Origin of the sequence: Anaerobacillus alkaliphilus (assembly GCF_004116265.1) — a bacterium.
GTDB lineage: Bacteria > Bacillota > Bacilli > Bacillales > Anaerobacillaceae > Anaerobacillus > Anaerobacillus alkaliphilus.
Genome location: NZ_QOUX01000001.1, coordinates 280,668 through 299,387, shown reverse-complemented (window position 1 = coordinate 299,387; position 18,720 = coordinate 280,668). Strand labels below are relative to the sequence as shown.

The window sequence follows — 18,720 nt, the reverse complement described above, 5'->3', positions numbered from 1 at the left end:
TTCTATTCGAACTCCTAGATAGATAAACGATTTTTTTCTTGCTACATACGATAGTCAAATATTGAAAGGAATTTAAACAATGAATTACTTAGCGATTGGTGACTCATTGAAAAGTGGTTATCAGGAATTAGTGATAAAATCAACTTGTGCTCTCTACTTATAAACGTTAGTAGAGAGCACAACAAACTACATTTCTCTTCTTAATGCCGATAAAACGTTAATATTTGTGGCTTTAATTGCTGGTCGTAAGCCAGATAGAATTGCTACGCCGATACTAATTGATGCAGCAATAATTACTAATGATAGTGGAATATGAGAAAATGTAAACTCTACTGGTCCTCTTGTATCTACCACAGCCTCTAAAATTAAAGGAATAATGACATTAGCTGCCCAACTAATTCCATAGGAAATGACCACACCAATCATAGAACCCAGTACCCCAATAATTGCACATTCCATTAAAAACATCTTTCGAATAAACGACGGGCTACCGCCAATGGCCTTCATAATTCCAATATCCTGTGTCCGTTCTGTCACTGCCATCGTCATTGTATTAAATATACCAATAGAGGCAATAAGTACGGTTATCGTCCCGACAAAGATTAGTCCTGCTTTTAAGACAGAAAAAAATAAGTTCATTCCCTTTAACTCGTCTGATATTGAGTACACATAATATCCTTGCTCTTTTAATGACTTGCTTATGTCCTCGACATGATTAATACTCGAAGCAAACACTCGTACTTGATCAAATGGATTATGCTTTCTCATTTCTAGTTCTTCTTCTGTGAGGATTGCCGTAAACAATTGGTCTCTAAATTCATTGCTTATATAAACAACTCGATCTTCCACCCAGTCTCTTGTTGGTGCTTTGCTAATCCCAGAGATAACAAACTGTACTTGTTCTTGGAAAACTCCTTCTTCATTGTTAATTAATACTGTTAATGTTTTTCCGATAAGTTCTCCATCAAATCCAGTTGGAAGTTCTCCTTCCCCCTTTTCATAGAATAATTGCTGTTGTGCTCGTTCCGCTTCCGTTAATAATCCTTTTGCAAAATGGTAACCAACAATCACCTCGTTTTTATCCGTAGGAATTTTCCCTGCTTCTAATTCTAAATTTGCCCGTTCCTCTTCTACCATGTCTGTTAACAATGCTTCTACATTTGCTGATCTTCCGTCTAAGGTTATATCTAGTCCTGAATACAAACGAACCCTGCCGACAACAGCATTGACGTTATCTTCTTCCCTTAATTTATGGATATCTTCTTCTTTCATAGGTTCATAATGACCATTAACTTCCCTCCCATTAACCTGAATTTCTGTGAGCAATTGATATTTGGTCATTTCTTCAGTCGTACTCTTGTGAACTCCGAATCCCACTGAAGCCAACACAATTAAGAATGCACAACCCATCGTTGTAGCCAAAATCGTCATAAACACTCGTACTTTATTTTTCTTCATGTTTCTACGAATATAATGAAGTTGGTCACTGAGCCTCAACGAAAACACCTCCGTTCATATGTAAAACCCCATCATGCAATTGAAAACTCCGCTTAGAGATTTCAGCAACGTTTTCGTCGTGAGTAATAATAAAAAAGGTTATGCCTTTCTCTTTGTTTAACTTTTTAATAAGTTTTAATATATCCCTTTCTGTTTCAGAGTCCAAGCTTCCTGTAGGTTCATCAGCTAATATTATGGATGGGTTGGTTATTAATGCTCTTGCTATACTTACTCGTTGCTGTTGCCCACCTGACAATTCATTTGGAAAATGACTTCCATGGTCTTCTAATCCTACCTCTTTTAACATTTGATTTACTAAATCGCTGCGTTTTTTAGGGGCAATCCCTTTTAACGTTAATGGTAGTTCTACATTTTCAAAGGTTGTTAGACTAGGGATCAACTGAAAACTCTGAAAAATAAATCCCAAATTTTCTAAGCGAAACTTCGCCCACTCGGTTTCATTAAAGCTTGTCACATCCGTACCATTTATCATGATTTGCCCAGACGAAGCACCTAAATAACCTGAGAGTATATTTAGTAAAGTTGATTTCCCAGAGCCACTTCGCCCAACGATTGTCGCAATTTCCCCTTTTTTTATGTTGAATGAAACGTTTTTTAATACAGCCATTTCTTTTTCTTCATGTTTCTTCCCAATAAAAAAAGAGTGGCTTAGATTTTTTATTGTTAACATTTTTACTTCTCCTCCATTCACTGTGTAACATCTGTACTATTTAAGATAGTACACTTAATACACAGTTATCATAACTGGTTTTCAAAATAATGTCAATAAAAAAAGGCTGTTTTCGCAAAGTTTGTTGCTTTCGTAAAAATCCCAAAAGCCGGATTTTTACACAAATTACTAAGAATTTACTACTAATTTAGTAAGTAATGCTCTTTTCTTACATAATTTATTGGCTGATATCTTCATCTAGGGTATTTTTCCGTTTATTTTAGGATAAAAAAGCCACAGTTTTTTTGTGCGACGAGTAACCGCAGGAGCAATGTTTACGAAAAGAGCCTAAAAAAAAGAAACAGCACGCAGCTATTTCCTCATTTGTATTGTTCTATCATTTTTGACTCTATTACGTGAGTTCCTTCTTCGTTTTTTAGCGAGAGATTTAGCATTGCACTGGCTACTGAAGATGCTTCATTTGGCTTAAACCTTTGTAAAGGACCTTTAAATAAATAGGGGATGACTTTTGTTACTTTTTGACCGAGATCTTCGCCAAACCTTGCTTCATTTCTGTCACCTAACAATAAGGACGGCCTTATAATGTAAAGCACTGGAATAGATAGCTCTTGAATAGCAGCTTCTACATTTCCCTTTACTTGGTTATAAAAGAAACGCGAATGCTGGTTAGCCCCCATTGCCGTCACAATAAAAAATTGATTAACCTTTTTTTCTTTGGCTAATTTCGCTACTTGTAATGGATAATCAAAATCTACCTTTACAAACTGCTCTTTGGTTTTAGCCTGTTTCATTGTTGTTCCAAGCGTGCAAAATACAGTATCAACTGCAAAGATGTCTTGATGTTGTGCTAATTCATCAAAGTTAATTACGTGTTGTTCAAGTTTATCGTGAATTATTTCCAGTGGTCTACGAGTTACCGTAACAACCCTTCCATAATCCCCACTCTGTAATAGACGATCTAATAGATGACCACCGACTAACCCCGTAGCTCCGATAATTAATACTGACTTCATTTACAACCCCCTCCAGCAATGACGAAAAATAAGGTGGTAAAAACCACCTTATCCTTCAAAATACTCTTTGTAATAAGCTCCTACTTTTCCTGTGTTATCAATAACAAAGATAAATTCCTCTGTCTCGTTTTTCACTTCATACATCTTTCCTTCAGTTAATGCAGAGCTTACTGTATATTTCTTGGCATTTGTATGTACGCATTTAACTGTTTTAATCGTTGGGCTATTCTGCCATTTGGTATGAATCATGTAACTCACTCCTACTTTATATGATTATTTATCTTATCATAAACGAAAAACAATTAACATAGTGGTGATGATTGCCAAGAAAACCTTATTTCTGTATGATGATATGGTTATACTAGAATTTATAAATGATCGTATTTTTAGAAAAAACGGAGTTGAGAACGTGGCAAAAGTGATTTTAAACAAACAGCGCCGAAAGCGTTTAGAAGAAGGCCATCCTTGGATCTATCAAAATGAGGTAGCTACCATCATAGGATCCTATGAGCCAGGTGATATCGTTGAAGTCTACAACCACCAGAAGTTGTTATTAGGTAAAGGTTACATAAACCCAAAATCACAAATGATCGTACGTCTTTTAACGTACCATGATGAAGAAATAAATGAACAGTTTTTTATTGAGAAAATTCGTAAGGCATGGCAGCATCGCCAGCGCTTTATACCTGAGGCTCGTTCATGTCGAGCTATTTACGGTGAAGCAGATTTCCTGCCAGGATTAGTTGTAGATAAATACGAGGACGTCTTGGTTGTGCAAATTGTTTCACTAGGAATAGAAGTTCGTAAAGATTGGATCTTAAAAGGACTTCTAGAGGTGTTTGATCCAAAAGCCATTTATTTACGAAACGATGTATATGTTCGTGAGTTAGAAGGTTTAGAGCAAGGAAAAGGATTTTGGTGGGGCGAGTCTCCTACTGAAATTGAAATAGAAGAGAACGGTGTAAAATACATCGTCGACATTGAAGGCGGACAGAAAACTGGCTTTTTCTTTGATCAAAGAGAAAATCGCGCAGCAATTAAGCCTTTAATTTCACCAGATGCGACAGTTTTAGATTGCTTTACACACACTGGGTCATTTATGTTAAACGCTTATTTATACGGGGCAAAGCATGTGACGGCAGTTGATATTTCCGAACATGCCATCAACACAGCTAGAAGAAATGCCGAGTTAAACGATTTTAATGAAAACATTGATTTCGTTGTTGCTAATGCTTTTGACTACTTAAGAGAAGCTGTTAGAGACGGGAAAAAGTGGGATGTAGTAATTATTGACCCACCTGCCTTTGCCAAATCTCGTAACGCTGTTGAAAAAGCCTATCACGGTTATAAGGACGTCAACTTGAGTGGATTAAAGCTTGTAAAAGAAGGTGGCTATTTCGTAACAGCCAGCTGCTCTTACCATGTTCATCCTGATATGTTTATCCAAATGGTTCAAGATGCTGCCTTTGATGCCCAGAAGATTTTGCGTAAAATCCATTGGAGCGGAGCTGGAGTTGACCATCCTAGACTACTTGGTGCTGATGAAGGGGATTATTTAAAATACGCTATTTATGAAGTTACATCTAGAAAATAGACATAGTAACAGGCGGTTACAAAACCGTCTGTTTTTTTCTTTTCAGCTACGAGTTTGGCTATGTATGTTAAACTAGAAGTAAAACAATTCACCTTATGGAGGGATAGTATATGTCTAGAGACTGGTTAGGCGATTTAATTAACAAAGACGTACCTTTAAAAGGAATGGGAAAGCCCCTATCACGTGAGGTGTTAGAAGGAGACGTACTTGATAGAACTGTAAAAAACGCAGGCTATCGCCCTGGTTGGGTAGGTCTTCAACAACAAATTCGTGATCGATTGGCTAAAGTATTACCTTTGTTAGAAAACCGTGCTCTACATAACGAAAAAATCACCCAAGAAGTTGAAGAAATAAATATCCTTGTGAAAAAATATAATTCTAGTTGCCCTCCTCCTATGCAAAAAATGCTTATCTCTATTGACGATATTCCTAACCAGATGAAACGTTGGGAATAAAATGAAGACTGCTTACATTTCACCTAAGCAGTCTCTTTTTCATAAGGCTGTGTTCGCATAAATTGTTGTTTTTTAAATTAGGCTCTTTTCGTAAACATTGTGGCTTTTTCCCCCTAAAACAATCGAAAAAATACCCTATATGGAAATATCATCCAATAAATTATGTAAGAAAAGAGCACTACTTACTAAATTAGTTGTGAATTCTAAGTATTTTGTGTAAAAATCCGGTTTTTGGGATTTTTACGAAAGCAACAAACTTTGCGAAAACAGCCTTAAATTAAGCAATATACCCATTGCACAAGGTTCCGCGGGGCATCTTTTCTAACCTAAAAGCTTAGTAACTAACAAAACACTTATTCAAAACGAAGCATTTTGTAGTAATAGCCACAAAGTTTACGAAAAGAGCCTTTCATATACATCGATTTCTAAACCTTGGTTAATAAAAGAATAGATTAACTCATATCCTTTTATCTCTAAAAAGTGCTTTCCAGTGAGATTATTTTTTACGAGACCACTTCGGATCTTCTTAATATCAAGCTGTTTTTCAAATAATTCGTATGACTGACTTCCGAAACCAAACCCCTGATAATCCCTATGAATGATAAATTCATTTAACCACGGACATTGATCCTTGGGATGCATTGGGAGGTAGTTTATTGTTCCAATATACGTATCATCAAGCTTAATGAATAAGCTTTTTGTATGTTCATTGATGAACTCCTGTTTTACTTCTTCTAGTGTTATCGCTTCTTTTCCATGCCGCAAAAGATTATACTCTGGATTAGAATTTACCATTTCCATTACGATGTATAACGTTTCATCTGTCGCTTGTTCAAATGAGATAGACTCCATTATTTATTACACCATTCTAGTCTAGAAAATACTTGTTAAAAAAATCATCGCTAACAACCCAAAGACAAATGAATAGGTAGCACTCAAGGCGTGCCCATCACCGTGACTTTCTGGTATGATTTCCTTGTATACGATATAAAGCATTGAACCTGCCGCAAACGCTAACCCAAGTGGCACAATCCCTGAAACATATGCCGTCAGGAAAAAGCCTATAATGGCTGTCACAATTTCTACCGCACCTGTTAACGTAGCTAGAATAAATGCTTTTCATTTGCTTACTTGCTGTTGAACTAAAAACAATGCAATTAAAAGGCCTTCTGGTGCATTTTGCAGACCTATCGCAATTGCAATCACTGGACCAAGCCCTTCTACACCACTTCCGTAACTGACACCAACCGAAAGTCCTTCTGGAAGGTTATGTAGAGTAATTGCAGCAATAATTAAAATTGACTTTTGATCAAAATTTATCTTCTGCTTATTATGACCTAGATCTATATGGGGGATCGTTCGCTCTAACAACGTTAAGACGAGAACACCCAGTAAAACTCCTATGGACATAATTAAGATATTTGACATTTCAAGAGCTTCTGGTATTAATTCAAATGTTGCAGCCGCAACCATAACTCCTGCCGTAAATGCTAATAAAATATCACGCCACCGATGTGTTGCTTTTTGAAAAAATAAGACAGGTAAAGCACCGATACCGGTCGCTAAAGCGGAAAGGATACTAGCAACTAAAAATTCTCCCATATTGCCTCCATAAGATTGAAGATTTACTTCATATAATATTTTATACTTGTTATTTTGTCTATATATACTTATTTTTATTGAATAAAAGAAAATATTGACATCATTCTTTTGCATCTTTATAATCAAGAGTAACTAAATATTGACCGTGTAATAAATACATGAACGGTTGTGAAAGATTAGCCTTAGATTAATGCTACGTAAAATGGCAGTGGTACAAGGACAATCTCTGCTCTCAAACCTATTCATTGATTTACATTTAACCGGTATATTCCCGTCTTTACGTACGTTCGGAATATACTTTTTATTTTTTATATTGTATATTTATGTACTTACTCTATGAAAAAAGGGGGAATATAGATGGAAAAGGCTACTTTTCAAAAAAAGGGACAACTCGAAGCAGAAATAAGTAAAACCATTACACAATGGGAAAAGGAATACCTTGGTCGAGGACCTCTTCAAGTAAAAACAGATATTCTACGTAATTTGATCATTGTTCACTTAAAAGGGATTTTGACCCCTGCTGAACAAGAACTGACTAAGACTGAAACAGGACTTCTTTCTATAAAAAAAATTCGTGCTGATCTAATTGAAACAGGAAACCAACAATTAAAGGACATGATTCATTCTATCACAGGCGAAACAGTAGAAAGCTTTCACACTGACATTAGTACTAGAAATGGTGAACGGATCATTATCTTCATTTTAAAGGAAAACTTAGATAAAAAATTAGCTGATTAAATTAGGTTGCTATCGTAATCACTAGAAGTGAGTACGCCAGAGGCCAACGAGGAAAACACTCTTCGTTGGCCTCTTTTTATTACTTAAGGAGGAATTAGCATGTTCGATATGATTTTACAAAACTTGTTATCACCAGCGATCCTTTTTTTCATCTTAGGAATTATCGCTGCCATTGTTAGCACTGATTTTCATTTACCAAAAGGATTAGGTGAAGGATTAAGTATATATCTATTAATCGCTATTGGCTTAAAGGGAGGCATTGAGCTATCAAACTATTCATTAGCGACCGTAACGAAACCGATTATGGGAACGATATTGTTAGGGACACTTATTCCACTTGTCACGTTCTATGTACTTCGGAATTTCCTCAAAATGGATGTAAAAAACGCTATCGGTTTAGCTGCAACATACGGTTCAGTTAGTATCGTGACTTACGGAGCAGCGATCACATTTTTAGATAACCTAGCTATTTCGTATGAGAGCTTCATGAACGCCATGGTGGTTGTGATGGAAATTCCAGGCATACTTGTTGCCCTTCTTTTGCTAGGGATCATTGAGAAGAAACAATCTTCACCAACAACTCATTCGCCCTCACTAAGAAATGTGGGCTTTGTCGCACAAAATCCATTTTCATTTATTAATGTAGACGTGCTGAAGGAAAGCTTTTTCGGAAAGAGTATTTTATTACTTGTAGGAAGCTTGTTCATCGGCCTAATCGTTGGGCAGAACGGGTTACCAATTATCAAACCACTGTTTATTGACTTATATCAAAGCGTTTTAATATTGTTCCTATTAAATATGGGATTAATGGCAGGAAAACGTTTAGCAGTCGTTCGTCGACACGGCCTCAAGCTACTAGCCTTCGCAATGGTTATGCCAATTTTTTATGGAGCTATAGGAGCGGCAGTTGGTGTACTCGTAGGATTATCATTAGGTGGAGCAACACTTATGGGGGTGCTTGCCGCAAGTGCTTCTTATATTGCCGCACCCGCAGCCCTGCGCACATCTGTCCCAGAAGCAGATCCATCCATTTATTTAGGCTTGGCTTTAGGGATTACCTTTCCATTAAATTTAACGCTAGGTATCCCTCTTTACTACACAATAGCTAGCTGGTTTTTCTAATAAGGTTGCCCTTAGATGGGTAACTTTTTTTGATACTAGGAATTGATAGAATAGTGCCTTGAATTGATAGAATAGCAGTGGCAAATGATCGAATAACTTATTCATATGATTGAATAATCTTCTCAAATGATAGAATAGCGCTCAATTGATCGAATAACAGCACCATATGATAGAATAATCACTCCAATTGATAGAATAACCTACTCAAATGATTGAATTAACCTTCAACTAAATAAAATAAGCTAATGTTCATAATAAAAGGGCCGTGCAAACGCACTGCCCCTCCCCTCAGTTAAAAGAATTTCTTCTTTCCTTGCTCTTCTTTTAGAATTTCCACTGCTTCTCTAAACCTTAACGAGTGAACGATCTCTCTTTCTCTTAAAAACCGTAAACTATCGTTTATATCTGGGTCATCAGATAAATCTATTAACCATTGATACGTTGCCCGAGCTTTTTCTTCAGCTGCAATGTCTTCGTATAAATCCGCAATTGGATCTCCTTTCGCTTGAATATAGGTTGCTGTCCAAGGATCACCGGCTGCATTTTGATAAAACAGGGCTTTATCGTGATTCGCATAATGATCACCTAGTCCTGCCGCCTTCATTTGTTCTGGAGTTGCGTCTTTTGTTAGTTTATAAATCATCGTTGCGATCATTTCTAGGTGAGCAAACTCTTCCGTACCTATATCAGTTAATAGTCCAACTACTTTATCAGGGATTGTATAGCGTTGGTTTAAGTATCGAAGAGCTGCAGCTAGCTCTCCATCTGCGCCCCCGTATTGTTCTATTAAAAATTTAGCCAGCATCGGATTACACTGACTTACCTTTACAGGATACTGTAGCTTCTTCTCATATATCCACATCTTTCATCCCCTCCTTACCTATATTTGCCATGGCCATGGTCCGTCGTTCCAGTTCCAAGGGTAACCACTGTAGCTATTCCCATATTGCTGTAACGGGCCATAGATTTGTTCAACCTGGTGCCTCAATTGCTGTCTTACCTGGGCATATTGGTTAAACTGTTGTATTGCTTCCTGGTCATTAGGATGGGTATCTAAATATAAAGTTAACTCTACTAACACAAAGTCTACTGCTTGGAGTTCCTGCATGAGTGGATAAAATTCTTTTGGAAGCTGTTTATGCATCACTCATCTTCCTCCTGCCTTTGATGTGGTTTATAAGGACTATAGTACGGGTCGTAAAGCGCTGGCCATAATGTTCCGGCGCATAGTGCTTCCCTAGGTGAAAACTGCGGTAGCCCATAGGGTTGAAAAGCCATATACAAATGTGGTGGTGTTTCGTATGACTTAACCTTCTGTGGTGGACACGGATCAAATGGACTGACATAAGGGGTGTAACATTTTCTTGGTGTGTAATTTTGCATGTAGTCGTTCCTCCCTTTACCCATTTTTTACACCAATAGTACTTATGATAAAAGAAAGAATTTTAGAACATAAAAAAACTAAGGCTCTAAAATGGCCTTAGCTAGATTTCATGATTTATAATTGTGCTTACTAAGTTTACAACAGTTTCATCTGCACCAATGGATTGACACATACTAAAGCGTTCATCGTTCAGCTTCCGTACAAAAACCTCCATTTGTGTTAAAAGCACACCTTTAAAAAGTAAATATGGTAAGACATAAATGTTCTCATAACTAGATTCGTGCGCTTGTCGGATTGAGTCCTCAAATGAAGTATGCCCACCTACTAGGTAGCTCGTTCTCACATGAGATGTATGAAGTCTTTCCCTCAACAGTTCTCCAACTTTTTCGAAGTCATTAATAGCAGATTCGTCATTACTACCTCTTCCTACTAAAATGACCAGGGAATTCTGTTGATTTATATAATTTTTTTCACTTAAACGCTTTTCCAAAATGGAGATAAGCACCTCTTGAATACCTAGCGGCTTTTCCATCGTAAAGGTTACATCTGGAAATAAGACTTTCCCTTTATCAATCTCATTTGGAATATCAACTTTTGCATGCCCAGCAGTAAAGAGTAATAGTGGAAAAACGATAATTTCGGTTGCTCCCTTTTCTACGCAAACCTTTATCTCATCTAAAATAGATGGATCAGCTAGCTCGAGGAACGCATAACGAAACAATGGTGCCTTGCAGCTAGCTCCTACCGCATTTGCAAATTGAATAAATTGTTCATTTGAACGCTTACTACGACTACCATGACCAACAAATAATACCGCTCTCATGAAATCTCCCCTCAGTTAAATTATAGCTATTTCAACATTTTGTAAAAGTAATTGAGGAAGATCTACTTCACTAAAATTCTTTTCAAAATTAGTCACAGGGATTTGATAATGAATGGCTGCTTGATTAGCTTCTTCAGTTAAACAGATCACTTGGCACTGCTCCATTAGTGCAAAAGGATCATTCCCGTCTTTCGGGACTTGTTCGATAAAAGCTTTTACAGAACTTACGTCAGAAAAAATAACTGTGTTAAATCCGTTTTCTTCAACCATTCGCTTAAAAGCTACTGAAACAGGTTCGTGATTTTTCATGAGATGTGTAGCTAAATAATCCCCTTGATACAATTCTTCATCTTGCACCGTACCAACCGTCAACTGATGTGTAAAAGATAAAGATTTTTCAGCGAATAATCCTCGTTGTTTCAAAAGACGACCAATTTCTTCACATGTATAGTATAGGCTTGCTTTTAGCAAACGTATATCAATTTTCAATGCTTGGAGGCCTTCAAAAAATAACGAGACACTCTCTTTAGTAGTAAAGAGTATATCTTCATAGGTAACTACCTTACGCAGAGTATCCTGTTCTAGCATCTGTACCAAGTACTGTCTTGGGTAAGCAAGCACTTCCGCACCACTATTTTTTAGAGTTGCTACTTGTTCGCTTGAAGCATTTGGGAAAATAATTTTTCTCCTAAACAACGGCTTATCTTCAAACCACTTTAACTGTTTACGAAGAGCCACAATATTCCCTACGAGTGTAATAGCTGGATTGCTGATGTTATGTCTCTCAACTTCCCCAACAATTGTATCCAATGTTCCTTCAACTACTTTCTGCTGACTAGTCGTTCCCCATTGAATAACAGCTACCTTCGTATCCGACGCTTTCCCATTTTGTACTAAGTTATCACAAATGTACGGAAGATTTTTCACCCCCATATAAAAAGCAATCGTATCACTGCCTTGAGCAAGTGCTTGCCAATTAATGAGTGGTTTTCCTTCCGAAGATTTATCATGACCAGTAATGACAGTAAAACTTGTGCCATATTCCCTATGTGTAACTGGAATGCCTGCATACGCCGCAGCTGCAATCCCTGACGTTATTCCAGGAACAATTTCATAACCAATGTTCTCTTGCTTAAGAGCTAGCGCTTCTTCGCCAACTCTACCAAAAACTCCAGGATCGCCGCCTTTTAACCGCACGACAAGCTTACCTTCCTTCGCTTTTTCAACTAAAAGCTCATTAATGTTTTCTTGTCTTACAATATGACGGTCTGGTAACTTGCCACAATAAATTAATTCAGTATTTGCGTCTACCTCTTGCAACAGCAAAGGGTTAACTAAGCGGTCATAGAGAACAACTTCTGCTTGTCTTAATGCTTCAAGGCCTTTCACAGTAATAAGCTTTTCATCCCCTGGCCCCGCTCCAACGAGATATACAAATCCTTTTTTAGTCATGGCACGTCACCTCCGCTTTTTTAATAGACTGTTTTCGCAAAGTTTGTTGCTTTCGTAAAAATCCCAAAAGCCGGATTTTTACACAAAATACTAAGAATTCATAACTAATTTAGTAAGTATTGCTCTTTTCTTACGAAATTTATTAGCTGATATCTTAATCAGGGTACTTTTCCAATTATTTTAGGGTGAAAAGCAACAATTTTTTTGTGCGACGAGTAACCGCAGGAGCAATGTTTACGAAAAGAGCCTTTTCATAAGAGTAAAGGTACTCTTTCGTAGTTATTTCACTACGAAAGCAGTACCTTTGTTACTAATTTTTTTACGTTCCGTTAGAACAATTTCCTTTATCTCAGGTAACTTTAAGAAGCTTGCTTCGACTTCGATTTCGGCTCGTTTAAATGCTTGTTCATCATTCTCCGCTGCCACAACAACGGTAATTTCATTAAATTCTGTAATAAGCACCTTAAAGTGGTATAAATTCATTTATTAAGCCTCCACTAGGATTTTGTCTAATTCTCCTTGAAGAGTTTCTACTCCTACACGTTGAACAAAATTGTAGAAGTCCTCACCAACTACTTTTTCTTCTTTAAAGAATGCAAATAAATTCTTTAATACAGACTCTAAATCTTCTGCTTTCACACGACCTTTTAATTTTTCGTTAAATTGAGCATGATCTTTTTCTAGTGTTCCACCAACATAAATTTCAAATGCTTCTACCATGCCTGCTTCTTTTGTTTTCATTAGAACACCTTGTAACCCAACGTCTGCAATCTGACGCTGACCACACGAATTCGGACAACCAACCATGTGAATACGAACTGGTACATCTAGTTGAATATGTTCGTCTAGGTACTCAGCAAGTCTACGTGTTTTTTCTTTTGTTTCAACCAACGCCAAATTACAGTACTCAATTCCTGTACACGATACAGAATATCCAATAAAGCTATTTGGCTGAATTGTAATTTTCTCAAAAACAGGCTCCGCTAAAAGCTCTTCTACTTTGTCATTTGGAACGTTCGGAATAACAACATTCTGTGAGTTACATGTTCTAATTTCACCGTTACCATATCTTTTTGCTACATCAGCAAGTTGTAATAGTTGCTCAGAATCCATACGTCCAACAGGAACGTTAAATCCAGCATAGCTCAAGCCTTCTTGTTTCTGTGGATGAACTCCGTAAAAATAACCAGCGTTCCAGTTTTCAATTTTATCTTCACCTTTTGTAGGTAGTTCTTTTCCGTATACTTCAATTAGTTTTTCACGGAATTTATCTTTACCCCAATCAGCTACTAAGAATTTTAGACGTGCACGATGACGCTTTTCGCGATATCCGTAATCACGGTAGACAGTTGTAATAGCAATCGCTACATCTTTCACATCTTCTGGGAGAACAAATACATCTAACTCTTCAGCTAAATATGGCTTTGCAGAAAGTCCACCACCTACTTTAACGTGGAAACCAATTTTCTCTTCGCCATCTATTACTTTTGCCGCTGGAGTAAATGCTAAACAGTTAATAAGGTCATGTCCTGCATTCTGTGTGTTAGAAGAAATCGACATTTTAAACTTACGTGGTAAGTTTGAGAAATCACTGTTTCTTTGGAAGAAGTGATACACATCATTCACAATTTCTCTCGTATCCATTAGTTCATTACGGTCAATACCTGCTAAGGGATTCCCAACAATCGTTCTTGGGATATCACCACAGGCACCAATTGATGAAAGCCCAACTTCACCAAGACGTCTATAGATATCTGGAAGTTGTTCGATTGTTAACCAGTGATACTGAATTGCTTGACGAGTCGTAATATCAATGACATCTCGACCATAATCTTTCCCGATATTAGCCAAGGCTATCGCTTGCTCGTTCGTAATAATTCCTGTTGGAATATTAACACGCATCATAAAATACCCAGCTTCTTTTGGCTTTTGCAAGTAAAGTCCAGCCCATTTAAAATGTCCCCAATCTTCTTGAGGAATCGAAGCAAAACCTTCTTTTGCATAACGATCTATATCATTTAGTATGTCTAAACCATCTTTTTTTAACTTATGAATTTCCTCTTTACTTAACTTCTCATCATTTGCCCAAACCTTTTCGTATGCCATACTGCGCCTCCTAAACTATGAACCTACTATTCTTGCATAACTTCTATTTTAAACGATGTTTCTCATTCTTTTCAATCTGAATGACTTTCCCATCTTGAATAATTAACGTAATTGAACCAAATTTTATATCTTTTAGCATTTCTTGTAATTTAGAAAAGACTTGCTCTAACTCTTGCTTATCATTAGTAGCCACACCAACTCCTCCTTCATCCTAGACAGTACCGATAAAAACCAGTCTATTTTAATTCCTAGTTTTTTTATATGATTACATGATATTTTAAGTCTCTATCGAGCGAAAGTCAAGAACAAAGCGCAAGCGCCCGGGTTAGCCCCGACAAGCAAATGTTCTGACAAGCAACATCTGGAATAATCCTCTTTGCAAGCTTTGCGACGAGTAATCGCAGGAGCAAGTAAGTGCGGTTTTTCACTTTTTATCTAAGAAAAAGTGAACTGCCCTTTTTCCTTGGCAGGTTATTTGACCTCGAGGGGCTGAAAAGCTGCTCCTGTGCCACTACGTTTGCTCGTCGCAAGGCAGCTAAGAAGTAATTCAAGCAGTAGCCTCGCTGTAGCTAGACTATAAAAAACAAAAGGAGTACGAATTTTTCTCGCACTCCTTCTTGCCTCTAATTTTACAAACTTTGAATGAACTTTTCGAAACGATTACAGCCTTCTTCTAATATTTCCATACTGTAGGCATAAGACAACCGAAGGTAACCCTCACCATAAGTCGAAAACGCAGAACCTGGTACACAAGCTACTTTTCCTTCTTGTAAAAGTCTTGTCGCAAACTCATTAGAACTTAAGCCAAACTTTTCAATGGAAGGAAATAAGTAAAACGCCCCTTCAGGTTTGACAACCTCAATTCCCATAGCTAGTAAACGTTCGTAAACGTAATCTCGACGCTTTTCGTATTCAGCCCGCATTGGTAGTGCGTCATCTATCCCTTCTGTTAAAGCCTGAACAGCAGCCCATTGCGAGATAGCACTTGCGCAGCTTACATTGTATTGGTGAACTTTCAACATATGTTTCGTAATGTTTTCAGGTGCAAATACAAAACCGATTCGCCAACCAGTCATCGAATGGGACTTGGATAATCCATTAATAATAATCGTTTTTTCTTTCATACCCTGAAAAACTGCAATTGAACAATGCTTTTGACCGTAAACTAACTCACTATATATTTCATCAGAGATGACAAATATCTGACGGTCTTCTAAAACGGCTGCAATTTCAGCTAATTCTGCTTCGGTTAAAATGCACCCAGTTGGGTTTGACGGATAAGGCAGCATCACACATCTTGTTTTATCTGTAAGCAAACTTTCAATTTGTTTTGCAGTTATTTTAAAGCCAGTGTCGCGGGTGTCCGCATATATGGGAATTCCACCGCACATTTTAATAATTGGTTCATAGGCTGGATACACAGGTCCAGGCAGTATTACTTCTGAACCTTCCTCTAATATTGTCCGGAAGGCAATATCAATCCCCTGACTTGCACCAATTGTCGTAATTACCTCTGTTTTCGGATTGTAATCTAGGTTATATTTCGTATGAACAAAATTCGTGGCTGCCAGGCAAAGTTCATCTAACCCCGCATTTTTCGTATAGCCTGTCTTATTTAGAGAAATAGCTTCTTTCCCGGCATCTTTAATATGCTCAGGGGTTGGAAAATCTGGCTGACCAATCGTAAGTTGAATGGCATCGGGAAATTGTGCAACCATATTAAAGAATTGACGAATCCCAGAGATTTGGATATTTTTCACTTGCGAATTAATTAAGTGCTCCATGGATTTCTTCCTTTCATATACGTTCTAAATGTATGTATTAACAGTATTTTAGCAAAAAACGTTCATAAAAAGGAATTATTTTCATTTAGTTCATCTCTAATTCTTAATACCGCCAACTCTTTCTTCTTTGCTTCAAACATTAGATCGACATCCCTATCTCCTAACAGCTCAATAAAATCATCAAAATCTTCTTTTAAAATATAGTCATGGTGGGAAGTATCTGTTTTTGAGTTTCGTCCCGAACTGATATGCATCTTTGGCAATCGTTTATTTTGCCACGATGATACAACCTGTGTTAATAAGTCATCAATACTAGCCTCTTCATAAGGGTTGCAGCGATGGTGGTGAATATCAAAGCAAACCGGAACGCCAACTTCTTCATAAATAGACAAAACATCTTGTACATGAAAGGATTTATCGTCATTTTCTAAAATTAACATTTCTTTAATCCCAGGAGACAACCTCTTATAATTTTCAATAAACCTCTTTTTCGCCTCATCTTTATTTCCGTATACACCACCAACATGAATGACCATGTCTGTGCCACCCATCAGATCTATAAATTTGTAATGGTATTCCAAGTCGCGAAAAGCGTTAGACACTACACTTTCGTTGGGAGAATTAATAATTGTATACTGACCAGGATGTACCGATAATCTCATCTGATGCTTTTCTTTATATTCCTTTATCTCAGCTGTTAAAGCTAAAACATCCTCGTCTTTCCACCAATCCCACGTTAAAATCTCATGACTCCCAAACGGGACAATATCACTAGTTACCCGAAAAAAGTCAATCTGATTTTCCTGATTCCACTTCAAGATATTTATGACATTCTGTAAATTTTCTAGTGTTAATTCTTTTACTCTTTTCATGCCTTCTATTTCAACCGTTTTCATTCGGCATGTTCTCATTTTTAAAGCAAGAGATACATTTAGACATGCGTAGCCTAGTTTCATACCATCACCCACAGTTATAATATTTTAGGGAAAATAAAACACTATCTCCCCCGATCCTTTTCTGATATAATTCCGTTCATATGACAATTAGAAAGAAGCGGTATAATGAAACAAACCCTTACACTTAAAGAAAAAACAAAACAATTTCTCTATATATTAGTACCAATCTTAATTACTCAATTCGCACTCTTTTCGATGAACTTCTTTGACACTACCATGAGTGGTCATGTTAGTTCAAATGATTTAGCAGGTGTTGCGATAGGTTCTAGTCTATGGGTTCCCATTTTTACCGGACTATCAGGGATACTGATGGCCATTACGCCAATTGTTGCTCAACACATTGGGGCAGGAAATAAAAAAGTTGTCCCATTTACAGTCGTCCAAGGAATCTACTTATCTATTGTTTTAGCCATAGTAGTGATCATCCTTGGTGTGTTATTTTTAGACCCAATCTTAACATTTATGAATTTAGATCTTCCTGTACAAATCATAGCAAAAAATTACTTATTAGCGTTAGCTTTTGGGATTTTCCCGTTATTTTGCTATACGATCTTGCGCTCATTTATTGATGCCTTAGGTCATACTAGGGTTACCATGATTATTACGTTATTATCTTTGCCAATTAATATCTTCTTTAACTACATTTTGATCTTTGGAAAGCTAGGTTTCCCACAATTAGGTGGGGTCGGAGCTGGTATCGCATCCTCAATTACTTATTGGTGTATTTTTGGTTTATCGGTGTTTTTTATCCACCGTATTACCCCTTTCACAGAATATAATATCTTCAGAAATTGGTTTAAAGTCTCTCTTCAAGCATGGAGGGAAATTTTAAAAATTGGTGTCCCAAGTGGGTTGGCTGTGTTTTGTGAAACCAGTATATTTGCAGCTGTTACACTTTTAATGAGTAAGTACAGCACAATTACGATCGCTGCTCACCAAGCTGCTATTAACTTTGCATCATTCTTATATATGCTGCCACTAAGTATATCGATGGCCTTAACGATTACGATTGGCTTTGAGGTAGGCGCTAAGCGTTATAAAGATGCAAAAAGCTATAGCTATTTAGGAATTAGTCTAGGAGCTTTACTTGGAATTGTCTGTTCTGCTATCTTACTTGTATTTAACAAACATATTGGTATGCTTTATACAAACGAACCGGCTGTGTTAGAGTTAATCTCACAATTTTTAATCTTTGCGATCTTTTTTCAAATGTCTGATGCAATTGGTGCACCACTTCAAGGCGCACTTAGAGGGTATAAGGATGTAAATGTAACATTTCTCCTTGCCGTTCTATCATTCTGGGTAATTGGTTTACCACTGGGATATACCCTAGCAACTCTTACTGAGTTAAATGCTTTTGGCTATTGGATTGGCTTGATCATGGGACTCGCAACAGGAGCCATCTTCTTATTCATTCGTTTGCGTGTGATCCAAAAGAGATACATGAAGCCAGTCTCTCATTTAGAAATGAAAATACCTTCTTAACACAGGGATAACTTCCTT

General features: G+C 37.1%; 20 protein-coding genes and 1 pseudogene. 5 read left to right on the top strand and 16 right to left on the bottom strand.

From position 1 onward, the window contains the following. Positions 1 to 186: 186 nt before the first annotated feature. The 4 genes from DS745_RS01550 to DS745_RS01535 form a co-directional block, all read right to left on the bottom strand. Complete coding sequence (locus DS745_RS01550; RefSeq protein ID WP_241657687.1) at positions 187 to 1,506, bottom strand: ABC transporter permease; 1,320 nt, start codon at positions 1,504 to 1,506, stop codon at positions 187 to 189. Then, a complete protein-coding gene (locus DS745_RS01545) occupies positions 1,484 to 2,188 on the bottom strand; it encodes an ABC transporter ATP-binding protein (RefSeq protein ID WP_129076442.1) in 705 nt (234 codons plus the stop codon). Before DS745_RS01545 ends, DS745_RS01550 begins: the two co-directional genes overlap by 23 nt. 359 nt (positions 2,189 to 2,547) lie before the next feature. Further along, on the bottom strand, positions 2,548 to 3,201 hold the full coding sequence (locus DS745_RS01540; protein WP_129076441.1) for an oxidoreductase: 654 nt from the start codon (positions 3,199 to 3,201) through the stop codon (positions 2,548 to 2,550). Between the two features lie 48 nt (positions 3,202 to 3,249). Further along, positions 3,250 to 3,450, bottom strand: coding sequence for a DUF6501 family protein (locus DS745_RS01535; RefSeq protein WP_129076440.1), 201 nt, complete (start codon positions 3,448 to 3,450; stop codon positions 3,250 to 3,252). Positions 3,451 to 3,610: 160 nt separating this feature from the next. Between DS745_RS01535 and DS745_RS01530 the strand changes: the two genes are divergently transcribed. Together DS745_RS01530 and DS745_RS01525 are read left to right on the top strand one after the other, a co-directional pair. Continuing rightward, positions 3,611 to 4,795, top strand: coding sequence for a class I SAM-dependent rRNA methyltransferase (locus DS745_RS01530; protein WP_129076439.1), 1,185 nt, complete (start codon positions 3,611 to 3,613; stop codon positions 4,793 to 4,795). A 110-nt stretch (positions 4,796 to 4,905) separates the two neighbouring features. Beyond that, the gene (locus tag DS745_RS01525; protein WP_129076438.1) at positions 4,906 to 5,250 is read left to right on the top strand and encodes a DnaJ family domain-containing protein; all 345 of its coding nucleotides are present in this window, start codon (positions 4,906 to 4,908) and stop codon (positions 5,248 to 5,250) included. Positions 5,251 to 5,643: 393 nt separating this feature from the next. Here DS745_RS01525 and DS745_RS01520 read toward each other — a convergent pair whose 3' ends face one another. Both DS745_RS01520 and DS745_RS01515 read right to left on the bottom strand, forming a co-directional pair. Further along, positions 5,644 to 6,102 (bottom strand): GNAT family N-acetyltransferase, encoded by a 459-nt coding sequence (locus DS745_RS01520; RefSeq protein ID WP_129076437.1) that lies wholly within the window; start codon positions 6,100 to 6,102, stop codon positions 5,644 to 5,646. Between the two features lie 21 nt (positions 6,103 to 6,123). Beyond that, positions 6,124 to 6,852: pseudogene (locus tag DS745_RS01515) on the bottom strand (ZIP family metal transporter). Between the two features lie 357 nt (positions 6,853 to 7,209). Between DS745_RS01515 and DS745_RS01510 the strand changes: the two are divergent. Then, the gene (locus DS745_RS01510; protein ID WP_129076436.1) at positions 7,210 to 7,590 is read left to right on the top strand and encodes a Na-translocating system protein MpsC family protein; all 381 of its coding nucleotides are present in this window, start codon (positions 7,210 to 7,212) and stop codon (positions 7,588 to 7,590) included. Positions 7,591 to 7,689: 99 nt separating this feature from the next. After that, complete coding sequence (locus tag DS745_RS01505; protein ID WP_129076435.1) at positions 7,690 to 8,712, top strand: sodium-dependent bicarbonate transport family permease; 1,023 nt, start codon at positions 7,690 to 7,692, stop codon at positions 8,710 to 8,712. A gap of 292 nt (positions 8,713 to 9,004) precedes the next feature. Here DS745_RS01505 and DS745_RS01500 read toward each other — a convergent pair whose 3' ends face one another. From DS745_RS01500 to uvsE, 10 genes are all read right to left on the bottom strand, one after another. Then, positions 9,005 to 9,574 (bottom strand): manganese catalase family protein, encoded by a 570-nt coding sequence (locus DS745_RS01500; protein ID WP_129076434.1) that lies wholly within the window; start codon positions 9,572 to 9,574, stop codon positions 9,005 to 9,007. An 18-nt stretch (positions 9,575 to 9,592) separates the two neighbouring features. Then, positions 9,593 to 9,856: a spore coat protein CotJB gene (locus DS745_RS01495; RefSeq protein WP_129077000.1), complete on the bottom strand. Its 264-nt coding sequence runs from the start codon at positions 9,854 to 9,856 to the stop codon at positions 9,593 to 9,595. After that, positions 9,856 to 10,095, bottom strand: coding sequence for a spore coat associated protein CotJA (locus DS745_RS01490; RefSeq protein WP_129076433.1), 240 nt, complete (start codon positions 10,093 to 10,095; stop codon positions 9,856 to 9,858). Before DS745_RS01490 ends, DS745_RS01495 begins: the two co-directional genes overlap by 1 nt. A 101-nt stretch (positions 10,096 to 10,196) precedes the next feature. Then, complete coding sequence (locus DS745_RS01485; RefSeq protein WP_129076432.1) at positions 10,197 to 10,919, bottom strand: sirohydrochlorin chelatase; 723 nt, start codon at positions 10,917 to 10,919, stop codon at positions 10,197 to 10,199. A gap of 15 nt (positions 10,920 to 10,934) precedes the next feature. Beyond that, the gene (gene cobA / locus DS745_RS01480; RefSeq protein WP_129076431.1) at positions 10,935 to 12,371 is read right to left on the bottom strand and encodes a uroporphyrinogen-III C-methyltransferase; all 1,437 of its coding nucleotides are present in this window, start codon (positions 12,369 to 12,371) and stop codon (positions 10,935 to 10,937) included. A gap of 279 nt (positions 12,372 to 12,650) precedes the next feature. Then, positions 12,651 to 12,854 (bottom strand): DUF3906 family protein, encoded by a 204-nt coding sequence (locus DS745_RS01475; RefSeq protein ID WP_129076430.1) that lies wholly within the window; start codon positions 12,852 to 12,854, stop codon positions 12,651 to 12,653. Between the two features lie 3 nt (positions 12,855 to 12,857). Next, on the bottom strand, positions 12,858 to 14,477 hold the full coding sequence (locus DS745_RS01470; RefSeq protein WP_129076429.1) for a nitrite/sulfite reductase: 1,620 nt from the start codon (positions 14,475 to 14,477) through the stop codon (positions 12,858 to 12,860). 43 nt (positions 14,478 to 14,520) lie between these two features. Beyond that, positions 14,521 to 14,670: a YezD family protein gene (locus DS745_RS25070; RefSeq protein ID WP_241657686.1), complete on the bottom strand. Its 150-nt coding sequence runs from the start codon at positions 14,668 to 14,670 to the stop codon at positions 14,521 to 14,523. Between the two features lie 436 nt (positions 14,671 to 15,106). Further along, positions 15,107 to 16,261 (bottom strand): aminotransferase A, encoded by a 1,155-nt coding sequence (locus DS745_RS01460; protein WP_129076428.1) that lies wholly within the window; start codon positions 16,259 to 16,261, stop codon positions 15,107 to 15,109. 62 nt (positions 16,262 to 16,323) lie between these two features. Then, positions 16,324 to 17,217, bottom strand: coding sequence for a UV DNA damage repair endonuclease UvsE (gene uvsE / locus DS745_RS01455; protein WP_129076427.1), 894 nt, complete (start codon positions 17,215 to 17,217; stop codon positions 16,324 to 16,326). Positions 17,218 to 17,322: 105 nt separating this feature from the next. Here uvsE and DS745_RS01450 point away from each other — a divergent pair, with 105 nt between their 5' ends. Continuing rightward, complete coding sequence (locus tag DS745_RS01450) at positions 17,323 to 18,702, top strand: MATE family efflux transporter (protein WP_129076426.1); 1,380 nt, start codon at positions 17,323 to 17,325, stop codon at positions 18,700 to 18,702. Positions 18,703 to 18,720 lie beyond the last annotated feature (18 nt).

Bases quoted from the DNA above. Each gene is read 5' to 3' on its own strand.
- DS745_RS01470 (WP_129076429.1), bottom strand. From the start codon at position 14,477: ATGGCATACGAAAAGGTTTGGGCAAATGATGAGAAGTTAAGTAAAGAG.
- DS745_RS01495 (WP_129077000.1), bottom strand. From the start codon at position 9,856: ATGCATAAACAGCTTCCAAAAGAATTTTATCCACTCATGCAGGAACTC.
- DS745_RS01500 (WP_129076434.1), bottom strand. From the start codon at position 9,574: ATGTGGATATATGAGAAGAAGCTACAGTATCCTGTAAAGGTAAGTCAG.
- DS745_RS01520 (WP_129076437.1), bottom strand. From the start codon at position 6,102: ATGGAGTCTATCTCATTTGAACAAGCGACAGATGAAACGTTATACATC.
- DS745_RS01540 (WP_129076441.1), bottom strand. From the start codon at position 3,201: ATGAAGTCAGTATTAATTATCGGAGCTACGGGGTTAGTCGGTGGTCAT.
- DS745_RS01505 (WP_129076435.1), top strand. From the start codon at position 7,690: ATGTTCGATATGATTTTACAAAACTTGTTATCACCAGCGATCCTTTTT.
- uvsE (WP_129076427.1), bottom strand. From the start codon at position 17,217: ATGAAACTAGGCTACGCATGTCTAAATGTATCTCTTGCTTTAAAAATG.
- DS745_RS01525 (WP_129076438.1), top strand. From the start codon at position 4,906: ATGTCTAGAGACTGGTTAGGCGATTTAATTAACAAAGACGTACCTTTA.
- DS745_RS01485 (WP_129076432.1), bottom strand. From the start codon at position 10,919: ATGAGAGCGGTATTATTTGTTGGTCATGGTAGTCGTAGTAAGCGTTCA.
- DS745_RS01490 (WP_129076433.1), bottom strand. From the start codon at position 10,095: ATGCAAAATTACACACCAAGAAAATGTTACACCCCTTATGTCAGTCCA.
- cobA (WP_129076431.1), bottom strand. From the start codon at position 12,371: ATGACTAAAAAAGGATTTGTATATCTCGTTGGAGCGGGGCCAGGGGAT.
- DS745_RS01510 (WP_129076436.1), top strand. From the start codon at position 7,210: ATGGAAAAGGCTACTTTTCAAAAAAAGGGACAACTCGAAGCAGAAATA.
- DS745_RS01460 (WP_129076428.1), bottom strand. From the start codon at position 16,261: ATGGAGCACTTAATTAATTCGCAAGTGAAAAATATCCAAATCTCTGGG.
- DS745_RS01535 (WP_129076440.1), bottom strand. From the start codon at position 3,450: ATGATTCATACCAAATGGCAGAATAGCCCAACGATTAAAACAGTTAAA.
- DS745_RS01450 (WP_129076426.1), top strand. From the start codon at position 17,323: ATGAAACAAACCCTTACACTTAAAGAAAAAACAAAACAATTTCTCTAT.
- DS745_RS01545 (WP_129076442.1), bottom strand. From the start codon at position 2,188: ATGTTAACAATAAAAAATCTAAGCCACTCTTTTTTTATTGGGAAGAAA.
- DS745_RS01475 (WP_129076430.1), bottom strand. From the start codon at position 12,854: ATGAATTTATACCACTTTAAGGTGCTTATTACAGAATTTAATGAAATT.